We start from the raw sequence: 17,035 nt of genomic DNA, 5'->3' as shown, positions 1-17,035 counted from the left end.
ATAAAAATTAGTGAAGGAGGGCTGAGAAAATGAAGAAATTAGCTGGTATGCTGCTGATCGGTGCTTTTTCACTGATGCTGGTCAATAACCCTTTTACAGATCTTTATGTATCGCAGCTGAAAATGGATAGCCTTGCTGTCACAGCAGAGTCAGATTCTCTTATACAAAGGATAGAGAAGGAATCTGAGAACTATTACATAGCTCCACAAGATGCCAGGATCGACCCGGTCTGGAAGGCTATACCCGGCTACAATGGGGTAAAGGTTGATGTAGAGGCATCGTATAAAAAAATGAAGGGCGAGAAGAAATTCGATCCCGACAAATTGGTGCTGGAGCAGATTGAACCAGAAAAGAAACTGGGTGATTTGCCTCCTGCCCCCATTTATAAAGGAAATCCCGACAAACCTATGGTATCTTTCATCATAAACGTTGCATGGGGAAACGAGTACTTATCGGGGATGCTTGCCACTTTGAAGAAACATAAGGTAACAGCCACTTTTTTTCTTGAAGGAAGATGGGTCCAGCAGAATCCTGAGCTTGCCAAGATGATTACCGAAGCAGGGCATGAAGCCGGGAATCATTCCTTTACCCATCCGGATATGAAAACCATATCCTCGGCCCGCATCAGGGAAGAGATTGAAAAGACCAACCAGGTCATTAAAGCAACAACCGGACAAGAAGTCACCTGGTTTGCTCCCCCAAGCGGAAGCTACCGGGATGAAACGGTCAGGATTGCAGCTGAAAAGAAACTGAAGACGGTCATGTGGAGCCTCGATACAGTCGACTGGCGGAAGCCTTCCCCGGAAGAGCTGCTGAACAGAGTGGTCCCAAAGGTGCATAATGGAGCAATCATTTTAATGCATCCAACCGATTCTACAGCTAAGTCACTCGACAGTATGATCACGCAAATCAAAGGAAAAGACTTTGATATTGCCTCAGTTTCAAGATTGTTAAGCGAAGAGCGTATTATGGATAAAAAGTGATAGATAAACAGGATTTTGGAAAAAATAACAATAATGAGCTATACTAACTAAACCGCGCTAAATGCACCAGGATAGAGAACAGGAGGAGTTGCTTTGATAAAGAAATATACATGCCAAAATGGTGTAAGAGTAGTTCTGGAAAATATACCGACGGTCCGTTCAGTTGCAATCGGTGTCTGGATCGGGACCGGTTCAAGGAATGAGCATCCCGGCAATAACGGAGTTTCTCATTTTCTGGAGCATATGTTCTTTAAAGGGACAAAAACAAGGACAGCCAGGGAGATAGCAGAATCCTTTGACAGCATTGGCGGCCAGGTTAATGCATTCACATCAAAGGAATACACATGCTATTATGCCAAGGTTCTTGATACACACTCAAAATTTGCACTTGATGTACTGGCAGATATGTTCTTTAATTCCACCTTTGTGGATGAAGAATTAAATAAAGAGAAAAATGTTGTGCTCGAGGAAATCAAGATGTATGAAGATACGCCAGATGATATCGTCCATGATCTTCTTGGAAAGGCTATATATGAGAGCCATCCGCTTGGCTACCCGATCCTCGGGACTGAGGAAACATTGGAGACCTTTAAAGGGGACACATTAAGGGAGTACATGCATGAAACTTATACGCCTGAAAATGTTGTCATCTCCATTGCCGGCAATATCTCCGATTCTTTCATCCAGGAAGTGGAGAAGCTGTTCGGCTCCTATGAAGCCGGGAAGCAGGAAAGAAATCAGGAAATGCCTGTTTTTCATTCAAACCGGGTCTCACGGAAAAAAGAGACTGAACAGGCTCATCTATGCTTAGGCTATGAAGGGCTTCCAGTCGGCCATAAAGATATGTACAGCCTGATTCTTCTGAACAATATCCTTGGCGGAAGCATGAGCAGCCGCCTGTTCCAGGACGTTAGAGAACAAAGAGGACTGGCATACTCTGTCTTTTCTTATCACTCTTCATTCCAGGATACGGGAATGGTTACGATTTACGGCGGAACCGGAGCCAAGCAGCTGGATGTACTGTTTGAAACAATCCAGGAAACGCTTGCTACATTGAAGAGGGACGGCATCACTGAGAAAGAGCTGAAAAACAGCAAGGAACAGATGAAGGGAAGCCTGATGCTGAGCCTTGAAAGCACAAACAGCCGCATGAGCCGCAATGGCAAGAACGAACTGCTGCTCGGAAGGCACCGTTCACTCGATGAGATAGTCGAACAAATTGATAAAGTCTCAGAAGCGGGAGTCAACGAAATGGCAAACTCCATCTTCTCAGACCAATTCTCTGTTTCATTGATCAGCCCTGACGGCGTACTGCCAAAGAATCTGGCTTAAATAGAGAAGTGACTTGAACCCGGCGTGAGTGCCGGGTTTTTGTTATGTTTTGGCCAAAGCTCAGATGGAACTTTGGGGAAACTGGATAGAGGAGGCATCAACTGCTGCCAATTGAGCCCCTATGAGTGATTGGTGGAATAGAGGGTGCCAGTGAGCGGTCAACTAAGGCCCTCTGTGAGCCAGTTTGCTGGATAGAGGGTGCTAGTGGGACCGACTATGGCCTTCTGAAAGTCATTTTGCGGAATAGAGGGTGTTAGTGAGCGGTCAACTAAGGCCCTCTGAGAGCCAGTTTGACTGGATAGAGGGTGTTAGTGCGGTTGACTAAGGCCTTCTGAGAGCCAGAATGCCTGATAGAGGGTGTTAGTACGGCTGACTAAGGCCCTCTGAGAGCCAGTTTGGCTGGATAGAGGGTGTTAGACCGGCCGACTAAGGCCTTCTGAAAGTCATTTTGCTGGATAGAGGGTGTTAGTGGGACCGACTAAGGCCCTCTGAAAGTCATTTTGCGGAATAGAGGGTGCTAGTGCAGCTTACTAAAGCCTTCTGAGAGCCACAATGCTTGATAGAGGGTGTTAGTCCGGACCGACTAAGGCCTTCTGAAAGTCATTTTGCGGGATAGAGGGTGTTAGTCCGGCCGACTAAAGCCTTCTGAAAGTCAATTTACAAAATAGAGGGTGTTAGTCCAGCTGACTAAGGCCCTCTGAAAGTCATTTTTCAGAATAGAGGGTGCCAGTGCCTCCAGCAAAAACCCTCAACCTTGCCCCCCTATGTTTTTATCAATCGAAAAGATGGAATGCTTCTAAAATCAATTTCCTGCCGTAAATATATATTGAGGACAAAGACTGGGGGGATTTGCGTGAGACTCAGTGAGCTGAGCGGGAAGGAAATAGTTGATGCGAAAAAAGCTGAGCGCCTTGGAGTGCTGGGCCAGACTGACCTTGAAATAAATGAAAAGGACGGACAAATCAAGGCCCTCCTCATTCCGTCGCTGAAATGGTTCGGCCTGAAGCGTCAGGGAGGGGAAATTACAGTGCCCTGGCAGCATATCAAGAAAATCGGCAATGATATGATTATCATTGATATGCCTGAAGATGACAGCTGATCAGCAGAACAAGGCGTGGCGGCCGTTAGTGAAGCATGCGGCTGCTGGCAAAAGGGGTGCGGAATGATCTTTCATTCTGCACCCCTTTTGTTTTGCCATTATGGACTTTTGATAGTGTTCTCTCAGACAAGCGTCCTCCGCATTGGTTTAGGTTTATGTTCAGCATTATCTGTCCGCCCATATTTCTGCCTTAAAAAACTCACCTTATCTGGGTTGCTGTCATAGGATGTTGGAGTAGTTATGTATGAGACTTTAGATTCCTGTAAGATTCTTTAGAAGAAGGTGAATATTTCATGCTGACAGGGATGCAAATAGCAGTGATGGGCGGGGATGCCCGGCAGCTGGAGATCATCAGGAAGCTGACAGAACTGGATGCCAGGCTCTTGCTGATTGGCTTTGAGCAGCTGGATCATGCTTTTACCGGAGCATCGAAGGAGAAAGTGGATGAAGTAGATTTTTCAGCTCTGGATAGCATAATCCTGCCTGTGCCAGGCACCAATCTGGAAGGGCAGGTTGAGACTATATTTTCAAATGAGAAAGTGTTTTTAACAGAAGATATGATCGCCCAAACACAGCCGCACTGCACCATATATTCCGGCATTACAAATTCCTATCTGGATGCTATCACCAGTCAGAATGACAGAAGGCTGGTGCAGCTGTTTGAGAGGGACGACATTGCCATCTATAATTCGATTCCGACTGTTGAAGGGACGATCATGATGGCCATCCAGCACACTGATTTTACCATTCACGGATCCAATGTGGTGGTGCTTGGCCTGGGCAGAGTCGGTATGAGTGTGGCAAGAACCTTTCACTCTTTAGGGGCAAAGGTAAAGGTTGGCGCAAGAAAAAGCGAGCATATTGCGAGAATTACTGAAATGGGGCTCACTCCGTTCCATTTGGATGATATTCAGTCATTTGTCAAAGATACGGACATTTGCATTAACACCATACCGCATCTGATTGTCAGTGCTTCGGTCATCAGCAAGATGCCGGTCCATACCTTGATCATTGATCTGGCATCAAAGCCTGGCGGGACAGATTTCCGCTATGCCGAAAAGAGGGGCATCAAGGCATTGCTGGCCCCGGGACTTCCAGGAATTGTTGCCCCGAAAACAGCAGGGCAGATTCTGGCCAATGTGCTGGCCCTTCTGCTGGCCGATGACATTCAAAATAAAAGGGGGCAATACCATGACGCTTAAAGGTAAAAAGATCGGGTTTGGCCTTACTGGTTCACATTGTACTTATGATGCTGTATTCCCTGAGATTGAAAAGCTTGTCAATGCAGGAGCAGAGGTGCTCCCGGTTGTCACCGGCACTGTTCAGAATACTGAAACGAGATTTGGTGCGGGGGAGGATTGGATTGCGAGAATCGAGAACCTGACTGGCAATAAGGTGATCGATTCGATTGTAAAGGCAGAACCCCTCGGACCGAAGATACCGCTGGACTGCATGGTCATTGCGCCATTGACAGGAAACTCCATGAGCAAGTTCGCCAATGCGATGACAGATTCCCCGGTCCTGATGGCGGCAAAGGCAACGCTCAGGAACCAGAGTCCTGTTGTAGTCGGCATCTCCACAAATGATGCCCTTGGGCTGAACGGAATGAATCTGATGAGGCTGATGGCAGTGAAGAATATTTACTTCATCCCATTCGGACAGGATGATCCAGTTAAGAAGCCCAATTCCATGGTTGCCAGAATGACCCTGCTTTCAGAAACGATTGAAGCGGCCATCACGGGAAAACAGCTCCAGCCGGTCATTGTTGAACGCTATAAAGACGGCAACTGATCTCTGCACCTTCCATCATAAAAAAGTTTATTTCTTTAACGGGTGAATATGTTAAAATGAAAATATTAAATATGAGTTTGTCCAGCTATTCAATCATTGGACCATCATCTCATATACTGGAAGCATAGTGAATGCTATACTACAATAAGAATGGCGGTGGCGAAGAAATCAACAGCTGCCGTCCTCTTATATTGCCTGTAAAAGAAAAAGCAGCCTAAAATCGATTAATCATTTTGTATGCTGGAAGGGGAAGTTTTGGATGGAGAACAAAAAAGGATTTCACGTTGCAGTCGTCGGAGCTACCGGAGCTGTTGGACAGCAGATGCTGCAGACTTTAGAAAGCAGAGATTTCCCTGTATCGAAATTAACTTTACTATCTTCTGCCCGCTCAGCCGGCACAAAGGTAAGTTATAAAGGAAATGAATATATAGTGGAAGAAGCGAAGCCGGAGAGCTTTGCCGGTGTAGATATCGCATTATTCTCAGCAGGCGGCGGCGTTTCAAAAGAGCTCGCTCCGCATGCTGTTGAGCATGGCGCCATTGTGGTTGATAATACAAGCGCATTCCGCATGTCGGAAAACGTGCCGCTCGTTGTCCCTGAGGTGAATGAAGAAGACCTTAAGAAGCATAATGGGATTATCGCCAATCCGAACTGCTCTACCATTCAGATGGTTGCAGCCCTTGAACCGCTGCGGAAGAAGCATGGCTTGAGCAAGGTCATTGTTTCTACGTATCAGGCTGTTTCCGGTTCTGGCGCTGCGGCAGTTGAAGAGCTGTACAGCCAGACTAAGGCGATCATTAATAATGAAGAGCATGAGCCGAAGATCCTTCCGGTCAAAGGCGACAAAAAGCATTATCAGATTGCCTTTAATGCCATCCCTCAAATTGATATGTTCCAGGATAATGGATTTACATTTGAAGAAATGAAAATGATCAACGAAACAAAAAAAATCATGGATATGCCTGATCTTCAGGTGGCGGCTACCTGTGTCCGCCTGCCTGTAGCAACCGGCCACTCGGAGTCAGTATACTTTGAGCTGGAAGCCGGAGGTGTGGATGCACAGGAAATCAAAGACATCCTTAAGGATGCCCCTGGTGTTGTGCTTCAGGATGATCCTGAAAACCAAATCTACCCGATGCCTGCAGATTGTGTAGGCAAAAACGATATCTTTGTCGGCCGGATCCGCAAGGACCTTGACAATGACAAAGGCTTCCACATGTGGGTAGTCTCTGATAACCTGTTGAAAGGCGCTGCCTGGAATTCTGTGCAGATCGCTGAAAGCTTAATCAAACTGGAATTGGTGAAATAAGTGGAAACGGATATTTTTGAGGTGTTACGATGAAGATAATCGTCCAGAAGTTCGGAGGCACATCCGTACGGGATGACAGCAGCCGGGCGCACGCAAAAAGGCATATTAAAAAAGCTTTGTCGGAAGGCTATAAAGTAGTGGCTGTTGTTTCCGCAATGGGGCGGCAGGGAGATCCGTACGCAACTGATACCCTCTTATCGCTGATCGGCGGGAGCGGCAGCAAAATCAGCAAGCGGGAAAATGATCTTCTTTTATCATGCGGCGAAACCATTTCGAGCATTGTGTTCACCAATATGCTGAAGGAAGAAGGCATCGAGGCATCCGCATTGACGGGTGCACAGGCCGGCTTCAGGACCAACAGCGATTTCACGAACGCGAAGATCATTGAAATGAAATGCGACAGATTGCTCAGGGAGCTTGAGGAATCCGATGTCGTCGTAGTGGCAGGCTTCCAGGGAGCAGCCAAGAATGGCGATATCACGACCATCGGCAGAGGCGGGAGCGATACATCAGCCGCTGCTCTCGGGGCTGCGCTTCAGGCAGAGTGGATTGATATCTTTACAGATGTAGAAGGCATCATGACGGCCGACCCGCGCATCGCCGAGAATGCAAGGGCGCTTTCAGTGGTCACCTATACAGAGGTCTGCAATCTTGCCTATCAGGGAGCCAAGGTCATCCATCCCCGTGCGGTGGAGATCGCCATGCAGGCCAAGGTGCCGATCAGAATCAGGTCCACTTATTCCGACGGACTTGGAACACTGGTCACAAGCATCAATAAAAACAGCCGCGGCAGCGATATTAAAGAGCGCCCTGTAACCGGCATCGCGCATTTGTCCAATGTGACGCAGATCAAGGTCTTTGCCAAAAAGGACCAGTACAACCTGCAGGCAGAGGTCTTCAAAGCAATGGCCAATGAACAGATCAGCGTCGATTTTATCAATATTTCGCCGAACGGCGTTGTATATACCGTTTCTGAGGATATGGCTGACAAAGCGGTCAAAACGCTTGAGCAGCTGGGCCATGAGCCGGTGCTTGAGCGGCATTGTGCCAAGGTTTCCGTTGTGGGAGCAGGAATGGCGGGAGTACCGGGTGTCACTTCAAAGATTGTCACGGCACTTTCAGAGGAAAGCATCAGAATCCTCCAGTCAGCGGACAGCCATACAACCATCTGGGTGCTGGTCAAGCAGAAGGATCTTGTCAAGGCAGTCAATGCCCTTCATGATGCCTTTCAGCTTGAGCATGAGTCCTTAGAATTCGAACAGACAGATATATAGGCAGGGAGTTGTAAAGAATGGTTCTATTTGGAAGAGTTTCTACAGCAATGGTGACGCCTTTTGATAAAAAAGGCCATGTGGATTTTACAAAAACAACGCAGCTTATCAACCATTTAATCGAGAACGGAACAGATTCCCTCGTGGTTGCCGGCACAACAGGGGAATCGCCGACACTGACAAAAGAAGAAAAGCTGGCTCTGTTCAAGCATGTCGTCAAAGTGGTCGACAAAAGAATCCCTATCATTGCAGGAACAGGCAGCAATGATACGTATGCTTCTGTTGAGATGACAAAGAAAGCGGAGCAGATCGGTGTGGATGCCGTTATGGTCGTTGCTCCGTATTATAATAAACCAAACCAGGAAGGATTGTACCAGCACTTCAAAACGGTTGCTGAAAGCACATCCCTGCCTGTCATGGTTTACAATATCCCGGGAAGGTCTGTAGTCAATATCGCGCCGGAAACAGTGATCAGATTGTCACAGATTCCTAACATCAAGGCTGTCAAAGAAGCGAGCGGCGATTTGAACAGCATGACAGCGATCATTGCCGGCACTGATGAAGACTTCCTTCTTTATTCTGGAGACGATGGATTGACGCTTCCAGCGATGGCGATAGGCGCAGCAGGAGTGGTTTCTGTAGCTTCTCATGTGATCGGGATTGAAATGCAGAGCATGATCTCTTCTTTCCTTGAGGGAAATGTCGGAGAAGCTGCTGCCAAGCATCAGAAGCTCCTTCCGCTCATGGAAGGCCTCTTTGCCGCACCAAGTCCGGTCCCAGTCAAGACTGCGCTTCAGCTGAAGGGCATCGACACAGGTTCAGTAAGGCTGCCGCTTGTTCCTCTTACCGAACAGGAAAGAGCCGCACTGCTCAACTTGTTCCAAAACTAAATAAAACGATCCCTATCAGGCCGGAGAGCATTGCTCCCGGTCTTTTCCTATAGAGATGACCGCTGCCCCCAATACGAAAAAATAAAATTGGTTGTCATAAAATTCATTAATCAAGTATAATGGGTGTAACTGAACTCGTCCGATTATGCAATACATTTTTTGAATATTCTTTCATAGATAAAAGCGGCCTTGAATAGGGGCTGCTTTGCCATAAAGCAGGCCAGCTGTGAGGAAGGCCAGAAACCAGTGTGGGCTGCTCCGGATTCAGGAAGGAAGAGTGATGGCTTATCCTAGGAAATAGGTTTGCCTGTCAGATCCGTTCCTAAGCCGGTCCCGGCTTTAGGCCGCCATCATGTTTTTTTGCTGAACCATGCAGTCAGTATACATAAAAGTTTTAAGGACGTTTTCTGTTTATAAGCGTGTTAAGCTATACAGCTATATATATTAAAAAGGCTCGCCCCTGTCCGGGGCACAGCCGAAACAGCATTGGAGGAGCTTTTAGGTGAATAATAGAAAAAATGAAAGCATCAGGCTGATCGCCCTCGGCGGCGTCGGGGAAATCGGCAAAAATATGTACCTTGCAGAAGTGGATGAAGATCTGTACGTCATCGACGCAGGGCTAATGTTTCCGGAGAACGAAATGCTTGGGATTGATATTGTGATTCCCGATGTTTCCTATCTGGTACAGAATAAAGACAGAATCCGTGGCATTTTCCTGACACATGGACATGAGGACCACATTGGGGCTCTTTCTTATGTGCTTAAAAAGGTATCTGTCCCCGTCTATGGCACAAAGCTGACCCTTGCTTTGGCCAAGGCGAAGATGAAGGAGCAGGACTACAGGGGCAAAGCAGAACTGATTGAAATCAATTCCGATTCAGTGCTTGAATTTGAACATTCGAGTGTATCATTTTTCCGGACCAATCACAGCATCCCTGATTCAGTCGGAATATGCATCCATACTTCAGAGGGAAGCATCGTCTACACTGGCGACTTTAAGTTTGACCAGGCTGCTCCTGAATTGTACAAAGCGGAGATTGGAAAAATGGCCGGAATCGGCGACAATGGGGTATTATGCCTTCTGTCAGACAGTACAGATGCAGAAAGGCCCGGATACTCAACATCCGAGGCAGTCGTGCAAAAAGCGATGGCACATGCATTCTATAGCGCAAAAGGAAGGGTCATCGCAGCCTGCTTTGCTTCTGATTTAATTCAGATACAGCATATATTCGATGCGGCAGAGGAAAGCGGCAGGAAAGTTGCTGTGGCAGGGAAGAGCATCCAAAAGGTATATGACCTGGCAGTCCAGCTCGGTTATTTGGCTGTCAAAGATGATATCCTCATACCTTTATCAGAGCTTGGCAGCTTCAGGGACCATGAAGTGGTCATCCTGACGGCCGGCTCCCAGGGCGAGCCGATCGAGGCGCTGCAGAAAATGGCGAAAAGGACCCACAGGCAGGTAACGATCCAGGAAGGTGACACCGTCTACCTCGCTGCTGCCCCGATCAGAGGGGGAGAAGTGTTCATCTATAAGACGATGGATATGCTTTACAGGGCCGGAGCGACCGTGATCACCGGAAAGAACAGTGCCACTGCATCAAGCCATGGAAGCCAGGAAGAATTGAAATTCATGATCAATCTGATGAAGCCGAAACATTTCATCCCTGTGCATGGAGAATATAAAACCCTGAAATCGCATGGAAAGCTAGCAGCAGAATGCGGAATCAGCCAGGACTCGATCCTCATTCCTGAAAAAGGGGATGTCTTTGAAATCAAGGATGGCAGAATCAAGCAAAGCGGCCGGGTGCCGGCTGGAAATGTACTCATTGACGGGATCGGCGTTGGTGATGTCGGGAATATCGTCCTGAGGGACAGAAGGCTGCTTTCACAGGACGGGATCTTGATCGTTGTCGTGACGCTGAACCGCCATGATAAGCAGATAGCGGCAGGGCCTGAAATCATTTCACGCGGTTTTGTATACGTGCGGGAATCTGAAAAGCTGCTGGTTCAGGCAGCCGATATGGTCAAGGAAATCGTCCATCGCGGCTCCCAGAAAGAAAGTTTTGACTGGGCTGCTGTCAAACAGGATATGCGCGATGAGCTCAATCAATTCTTCTACGAAAAAACAAAGCGCCGTCCGATGATCCTGCCGATCATCATGGAAGTGAAGCAATAGATTACAGCATATGTTAAGAGGCTATGAAGCAGCTGCTTCATGGCCTTTATTTTGATTAAAACTGTAAATCCTCCCGCGGGAAAGAATTGCCCGTTTTTTGGCTGTGCCGGAATGAAAAAGGCATTGGCGTCCATACTAACGATATTAAGCCTTGAAAGGAGAATACAGGATGGATGAGAATTTTTTTCAAAATGCCAATGAAGGCGGAGGAAGTCCGGAACAGCCCAAGGAAGATAAACCATCAGCACTGATGGAAAAAATACAGCAGCTGGGCCAGACGAATGTGCCCCAGCTTTCACAGGATACAACCATTCATTGTTTGACGATCGTCGGACAAATCGAAGGGCATCTTCAGCTGCCGCCGCAAAATAAAACGACGAAATATGAGCATCTGATCCCCCAGATTGTAGCAATAGAGCAAAACCCAAAAATTGAAGGGCTGCTGGTGATCCTGAATACAGTGGGGGGAGACGTAGAGGCCGGGCTGGCCATTTCTGAAATGCTTGCTTCCCTTTCTAAGCCGACCGTATCAATCGTACTTGGAGGCGGGCATAGCATCGGTGTTCCGATTGCTGTATCCTGTGACTATAGTTTTATAGCGGAAACGGCAACAATGACGATCCATCCGATCCGCCTGACTGGATTGGTCATCGGGGTCCCGCAGACTTTTGAATATCTGGACAAGATGCAGGATAGGGTCATCAATTTTGTGACAGGGCATTCAAAGGTGTCTGAGCAGCAATTCAAGGACCTGATGTTTGCAAAAGGAAATCTGACCAGGGATATTGGAACGAATGTAGTCGGTGCAGATGCGGTATCCTACGGCTTGATTGATGCAGTCGGCGGTGTCGGGCCGGCCCTTAAGAAGCTGAATGAGCTGATTGACCTGAACAAAGGCAAGGAAGAGGGGCTGGTGCAATGATTTTATACACATCGATGCCCCAGGAGCTGATTTTCCAGCCGGAAGAAAGCGCATTTGCCAGACAAAAATTCCTTTCTTTTGAAGGGATACCTGTGCTTGCCGAAGCTGTCGGTGATATGCCCCAGCAATATACAGTGATAAGGGTCATGAGCACAGACCCGAATCATTTTCTGGATGATAGATGCATGCCCGGTTCTAAAATTACAATAGTATAACCCAAAATCCGGGCTATATGCTATAATATTGTTATACTACTAAGAGCAGCCATATGGCTGCTTTCCTTGTCATGCTGCGGCTTTCAAGGAAGCAGCGGTGCGGCCGGATTGCCGGGATGGAGAAAGGGCAGTTCCGTTTATGCTCCGCCTTTTTAGGGCTCGGCAGTCTGCCGGGTTTTCTTTGTTTTAAGATGAGTGGCGGACGTCTGCCGCATACCGGCTGAGGCAATAATGAATCAGGATAGAAATCTGCAGTACAGGGTGATGAAATGGCAAAAAGAAAAAGAAGGCAATCGAAGAGCAAAGAAAAACTGAAAAAAACTGTGCAATATGAACTGACTGGATTGATAATGATTGCTCTGTCAGTGATTTCAATAGCAAAACTCGGTGCGGTCGGGACATCGATCGTCATGTTCTTCCGTTTTTTCATGGGAGAATGGTACATACTGGGACTTCTGGGGATGGCTGTGTATGGAGGATATCTGATGTGGAAAAGGGAACGGCCGTATCTTTTCCATACTAAGCTGATGGGGCTGTACCTGGTCATCGCGTCCATGCTGCTTCTCAGCCATGTGACACTTTTCCAGCTGCTTTCAAACGGCGGCAAGTTTGAAGATCCAAGCGTCATCGGCAACACATGGGAGCTATTCTGGATGGAGGCAGGCGGCGAAACGAGCACGACCGATCTCGGCGGCGGCATGGTTGGCTCGGTGCTGTTTGCGATGTCTTACTTCTTGTTTGATGAAGCCGGCACAAAGCTGATTGCTGCTTTACTGATTATAATCGGGCTTGTGCTGCTGACCGGAAAGACCTTTGGGGAAGCCGCAGGCAAGCTGTTTATCTCCATTTGGGGCTTCATCAAAAAGCAATGGGAAGCGTTTTTGGAAGATATGAAGGAATCGAAGCGTAAATTCCGTGAAAGAAGCGATGAGCGGAGGCAGAGGCAGGAAGAGCTGCGCCAGTCAGCCGAAGAGCGGGAGCCTGAACCGTCCGCCAATATTTCCCAGCCGCCGCTGCCGGCTGAAGAAGAGCCTTCGCCTGAACCGATCATTTCAAGCTTCGCTGAGCGGGCTTACCAGCAGCAGCCCGAACCCGTGCCGGAAGCAGCAAAACGGAAGTCCAAGCCGGGCGGCGAAGAGGCAGCAGAGGAAGAGTCTGCACCAGCCATCACTTTTACAGAGGTGGAAAATGTGGACTATGAGCTTCCTCCGCTGAGCCTTCTTACTCTGCCGAGGCAGGCGGATCAAAGCGGTGAGTATGAACAGATACATGCCAATGCCGCCAAGCTTGAGCGCACCTTCCAGAGCTTCGGGGTCAAGGCCCGGGTTACTCAGGTCCATTTAGGGCCGGCAGTAACCAAGTATGAGGTCCATCCCGATGTGGGCGTGAAGGTAAGCAAAATCGTAAGTTTAAGTGATGACCTGGCCCTTGCCCTTGCAGCAAAGGGAATCAGGATCGAGGCCCCGATCCCTGGCAAATCGGCGGTGGGGATTGAAGTGCCGAATACAGAGGTTGCCATGGTGTCTCTGCGTGAAGTGCTGGAGTCCAAGCAGAACGACAGGCCGGACAGCAAGCTGATGATCGGCCTTGGCCGCGATATCACAGGCGAAGCTGTCCTGGCTGAGCTGAATAAGATGCCCCATTTGCTTGTTGCCGGGGCAACGGGCAGCGGGAAAAGTGTCTGCATCAATGGCATTATCACAAGCATCCTGATGCGCGCCAAGCCGCATGAAGTGAAATTGATGATGATCGACCCGAAAATGGTCGAGCTGAATGTGTATAACGGTGCGCCCCATCTGCTGGCACCTGTTGTCACCGATCCAAAGAAAGCGTCACAGGCGCTGAAAAAAGTGGTCAGTGAGATGGAAAGGCGCTACGAATTATTTTCCCATACAGGGACCCGGAACATTGAAGGCTATAATGAGCATGTTAAACGGCATAATGCAGAAGAAGAGGCACAGCAGCCCCTCCTGCCTTATATCGTCGTCATTGTGGACGAGCTGGCAGACCTGATGATGGTGGCATCCTCGGACGTTGAGGATGCCATTACAAGGCTCGCACAGATGGCGAGGGCCGCAGGGATCCATTTGATCATCGCGACCCAGCGTCCATCTGTAGATGTCATCACAGGTGTCATCAAGGCGAATATTCCTTCAAGGATCGCTTTTGCAGTATCCTCCATGACTGATTCCAGGACCATCCTGGACATGGGAGGAGCAGAAAAGCTCCTTGGACGGGGGGATATGCTGTTCCTTCCTGTCGGCGCTTCTAAGCCGGTCAGGGTCCAGGGCGCTTTTCTTTCCGACGAAGAAGTTGAAGAGGTAGTCGATTTCGTCATTTCCCAGCAGAAAGCGCAGTATCAGGAAGAGATGATCCCCGATGATGTGCCGGAAACGGCGTCAGAGGTTGATGATGACCTTTACGAAGAAGCGGTGGAGCTAATAGTGGAGATGCAGACTGCATCCGTCAGCATGCTTCAGAGGCGCTTCAGAATCGGCTATACCCGGGCGGCAAGGCTCATTGATGAAATGGAGCTGAGGGGGATTGTAGGACCATACGAAGGCAGCAAGCCTAGGGCGGTCCTGGTTGCCAAGGCATCAGAGGAAGCAAGTTCATAATCGGAAAAAAACCGGTCGGGGAGACCGGTTTTTTTTTTGAGCTGAAAAAAAGATAGCAGAACAGAAGCGAATAAGGTTATACTATTAAAAGCGCTTTCATAGTATTGGAGGGCCGGCACTATTTTTATAGTCAGCGAGTCTTGCGTTATGGAAGAAATTTCAATTTAGTTAGGGAATAAATAACAGGAAAGCGCTTAAAAAAGAATGGTTTTTCCTAGTATTTCCGTTTCTGAATCGGGGGATTTTTAAGTGTTTTCTGATAAAGGGATCTAAACCACCTTTTTTCGACAAATTCTCGAAATTCTATTTATTTATTAAATAAAAAGTGTTATAGTATTTTCGATTAGTAGGAATCATTAAACATCAGAGGTCTGATGTCTTGAGAAAAAAGGTTGGAGGAACCCTGCATGTCAATTAAGTCAGATAACCGGCATCTATACCTGCAAGTCATCGATCGATTAAAGCAGGACATTGAAGAAGGGCTCTATAAAGAAAGAGAAAAGCTTCCTTCTGAATTTGACCTTGCAAAGCAGCTTGGAGTAAGCAGAGCTACACTGCGTGAAGCGCTCCGTATTCTTGAAGAAGAAAACGTGATTATCCGCAGGCATGGTGTAGGAACCTTTGTGAATGCAAAGCCTCTCTTCACTTCAGGAATCGAGCAGCTTAACAGCGTGACCAATATGATTCTGCAGGCAGGGATGAAACCAGGAACCGTATTCTTAAGCTCAGTCACTCAGGGGCCGACCGAAGAGGATGTGCGTCGTTTCTCATGTTCGGCGGAGGAAGGGATTGTGGTTATCGAAAGGGTCAGGACAGCGAATGGGGAGCCTGTAGTCTACTGTGTGGACAAGCTGCCGGAAAAGATACTCCCGGAAAGCTTCACGCATGACCAGGAATCGATTTTTAATGTGCTCGAAGAAGAAGCCAATAAAAAAATCACCTATGCCGTTGCCCAGATTGAACCGATCGGCTACCACGAGAAGATTTCCCCGATTCTAGAATGTGAACCGGAAACTGCACTGCTTGTGTTAAAGCAGATGCATTACGACGAAATGGATGAACCAGTCCTTTACTCGGTGAATTATTTTAAGGCCGACAAGTTCAGCTTCCATGTCCTTCGCAGGAGAATATAATTTTTTTGCGGAAGTGAAAGCGAAAACAAATCTGTTTTTCAGAATATTCCTGCTAAAATTTCAAACAAATTCCTTGGGGGGTACAAACCTTGAAAAAGCGTAAATTTGGTTTGGCGCTGTCACTTGTTCTTGCAGCCGGCACGATTCTTGGTGCTTGCGGAAACAGTGAAGAAAAAGACGATGCAGCTGGTGATGGCGGCACAGACAAAGAAAAAGCATTCTCTGTTGCAATGGTAACTGATGTCGGCGGTGTTGATGATAAATCATTCAACCAATCTGCCTGGGAAGGTCTTCAGGCATTTGGTGAAGAAAACGGCCTGGAAAAAGGCAAAGGCGGCTTTGACTATCTTCAGTCACAATCAGACGCTGATTACGCAACAAACCTGAACAACCTTGTTCGCCAAGACTTTGATGTTGTATTCGGTATTGGATTCATGATGCAGGGAGCTGTTGATGAAATCGCTCAGCAGCAGAAAGATGCCCACTTCGCGATCGTTGATGCAGAAGTACAGCAGCCTAACGTTGCAAGCATCCTTTTCAAAGAGCAGGAAGCTTCTTTCCTTGCTGGGATTGCAGCTGGTCTAACAACTAAATCAAACAAAATCGGCTTCATCGGCGGTATTGAAGGAGCAGTTATCGAGCGCTTCGAATCCGGCTTCCTTGCAGGTGTACAGGCGATCAACCCTGAAGCACAAGTAGATGTACAGTACGCTGGCGCATTTGATAAAGCTGAACTTGGCCAGACAATTGCTGCTAAGATGTACTCTTCTGGAGCAGATGTTATTTTCCACGCTGCCGGAGGAACTGGTAACGGACTATTCAAAGAAGCACGCGACCTTAAGCAGAAAGATCCTTCTAAAGAAATCTGGGCAATCGGCGTTGACTCCGACCAGACAGCTGAAGGTGTTGTCGGCGACCATAACGTCATCATCACTTCTGCACTTAAGCGCGTTGACAATGCAGTGAAAGACCTTTCAACAAAAGCTATGGAAGGCAACTTCCCTGGCGGCGAAATCACTACTTACGGTTTAGCTGAAGACGGTGTAGGCCTTGCAGAAATCAATGACGAAGTTTCTGTGAAATCCGACATCGAAGCTGCTGTAACTGAGTGGCAGGATAAAATCAAGAGCGGCGATGTTGTTGTACCTGGTACAAGAGCTGAGCTTGAAAACTTCAAGGCTGAATAATACAAAAAGGGAATAAGGGGGTTGTAAGGCCCACTTATTCCTTTTTAATGCAAATTGCAGGCTGGAACATTAATTGAAGAGCAGAATGATTCTGCCTTTCACTTAGTGT

General features: G+C 47.7%; 14 protein-coding genes. All 14 read left to right on the top strand.

From position 1 onward, the window contains the following. Positions 1–29: 29 nt before the first annotated feature. Positions 30–983 carry a polysaccharide deacetylase family protein gene (locus tag RBB45_RS11110; protein WP_306009588.1) on the top strand — a complete coding sequence of 318 codons (954 nt, stop codon included), beginning with the start codon at positions 30–32 and terminating at the stop codon, positions 981–983. Between the two features lie 93 nt (positions 984–1,076). After that, positions 1,077–2,315, top strand: coding sequence for a M16 family metallopeptidase (locus RBB45_RS11105; protein WP_101547508.1), 1,239 nt, complete (start codon positions 1,077–1,079; stop codon positions 2,313–2,315). Positions 2,316–3,168: 853 nt separating this feature from the next. Beyond that, complete coding sequence (locus RBB45_RS11100; protein ID WP_306009587.1) at positions 3,169–3,414, top strand: YlmC/YmxH family sporulation protein; 246 nt, start codon at positions 3,169–3,171, stop codon at positions 3,412–3,414. A gap of 293 nt (positions 3,415–3,707) precedes the next feature. Further along, entirely contained in the window at positions 3,708–4,616 is a 909-nt protein-coding gene (dpaA, locus tag RBB45_RS11095) for a dipicolinic acid synthetase subunit A (RefSeq protein ID WP_306009586.1), read from the top strand. After that, positions 4,606–5,205 carry a dipicolinate synthase subunit B gene (locus RBB45_RS11090; protein ID WP_009791644.1) on the top strand — a complete coding sequence of 200 codons (600 nt, stop codon included), beginning with the start codon at positions 4,606–4,608 and terminating at the stop codon, positions 5,203–5,205. The genes dpaA and RBB45_RS11090 overlap by 11 nt, the downstream gene beginning before the upstream one ends. Positions 5,206–5,464: 259 nt before the next feature. Beyond that, positions 5,465–6,514, top strand: a complete 1,050-nt coding sequence (gene asd, locus RBB45_RS11085; protein WP_009791642.1) for an aspartate-semialdehyde dehydrogenase — start codon at positions 5,465–5,467, stop codon at positions 6,512–6,514. 29 nt (positions 6,515–6,543) lie between these two features. Continuing rightward, positions 6,544–7,788 carry an aspartate kinase gene (gene dapG, locus RBB45_RS11080; RefSeq protein ID WP_009791641.1) on the top strand — a complete coding sequence of 415 codons (1,245 nt, stop codon included), beginning with the start codon at positions 6,544–6,546 and terminating at the stop codon, positions 7,786–7,788. Between the two features lie 17 nt (positions 7,789–7,805). Continuing rightward, positions 7,806–8,675, top strand: a complete 870-nt coding sequence (dapA, locus tag RBB45_RS11075) for a 4-hydroxy-tetrahydrodipicolinate synthase (RefSeq protein WP_094767423.1) — start codon at positions 7,806–7,808, stop codon at positions 8,673–8,675. A 502-nt stretch (positions 8,676–9,177) separates the two neighbouring features. Then, positions 9,178–10,851: a ribonuclease J gene (locus RBB45_RS11070; protein WP_009791638.1), complete on the top strand. Its 1,674-nt coding sequence runs from the start codon at positions 9,178–9,180 to the stop codon at positions 10,849–10,851. A 169-nt stretch (positions 10,852–11,020) separates the two neighbouring features. Then, positions 11,021–11,773 (top strand): ClpP family protease, encoded by a 753-nt coding sequence (locus tag RBB45_RS11065; RefSeq protein ID WP_022543728.1) that lies wholly within the window; start codon positions 11,021–11,023, stop codon positions 11,771–11,773. After that, entirely contained in the window at positions 11,770–11,988 is a 219-nt protein-coding gene (locus RBB45_RS11060; RefSeq protein WP_009791636.1) for a YlzJ-like family protein, read from the top strand. Before RBB45_RS11065 ends, RBB45_RS11060 begins: the two co-directional genes overlap by 4 nt. 269 nt (positions 11,989–12,257) lie before the next feature. Next, positions 12,258–14,606, top strand: coding sequence for a DNA translocase FtsK (locus tag RBB45_RS11055; RefSeq protein ID WP_224952340.1), 2,349 nt, complete (start codon positions 12,258–12,260; stop codon positions 14,604–14,606). A 407-nt stretch (positions 14,607–15,013) separates the two neighbouring features. Continuing rightward, complete coding sequence (locus RBB45_RS11050; RefSeq protein WP_009791684.1) at positions 15,014–15,739, top strand: GntR family transcriptional regulator; 726 nt, start codon at positions 15,014–15,016, stop codon at positions 15,737–15,739. An 89-nt stretch (positions 15,740–15,828) separates the two neighbouring features. Continuing rightward, positions 15,829–16,926, top strand: a complete 1,098-nt coding sequence (locus tag RBB45_RS11045) for a BMP family lipoprotein (protein ID WP_306009585.1) — start codon at positions 15,829–15,831, stop codon at positions 16,924–16,926. Positions 16,927–17,035: the final 109 nt, after the last annotated feature.

The organism is Bacillus sp. MMSF_3328 (assembly GCF_030733525.1).
Lineage (GTDB): Bacteria > Bacillota > Bacilli > Bacillales > Cytobacillaceae > Bacillus_AB > Bacillus_AB infantis.
Note: the sequence above shows the minus strand (reverse complement) of the source record. Positions and strands in the feature narration are given on the sequence as shown.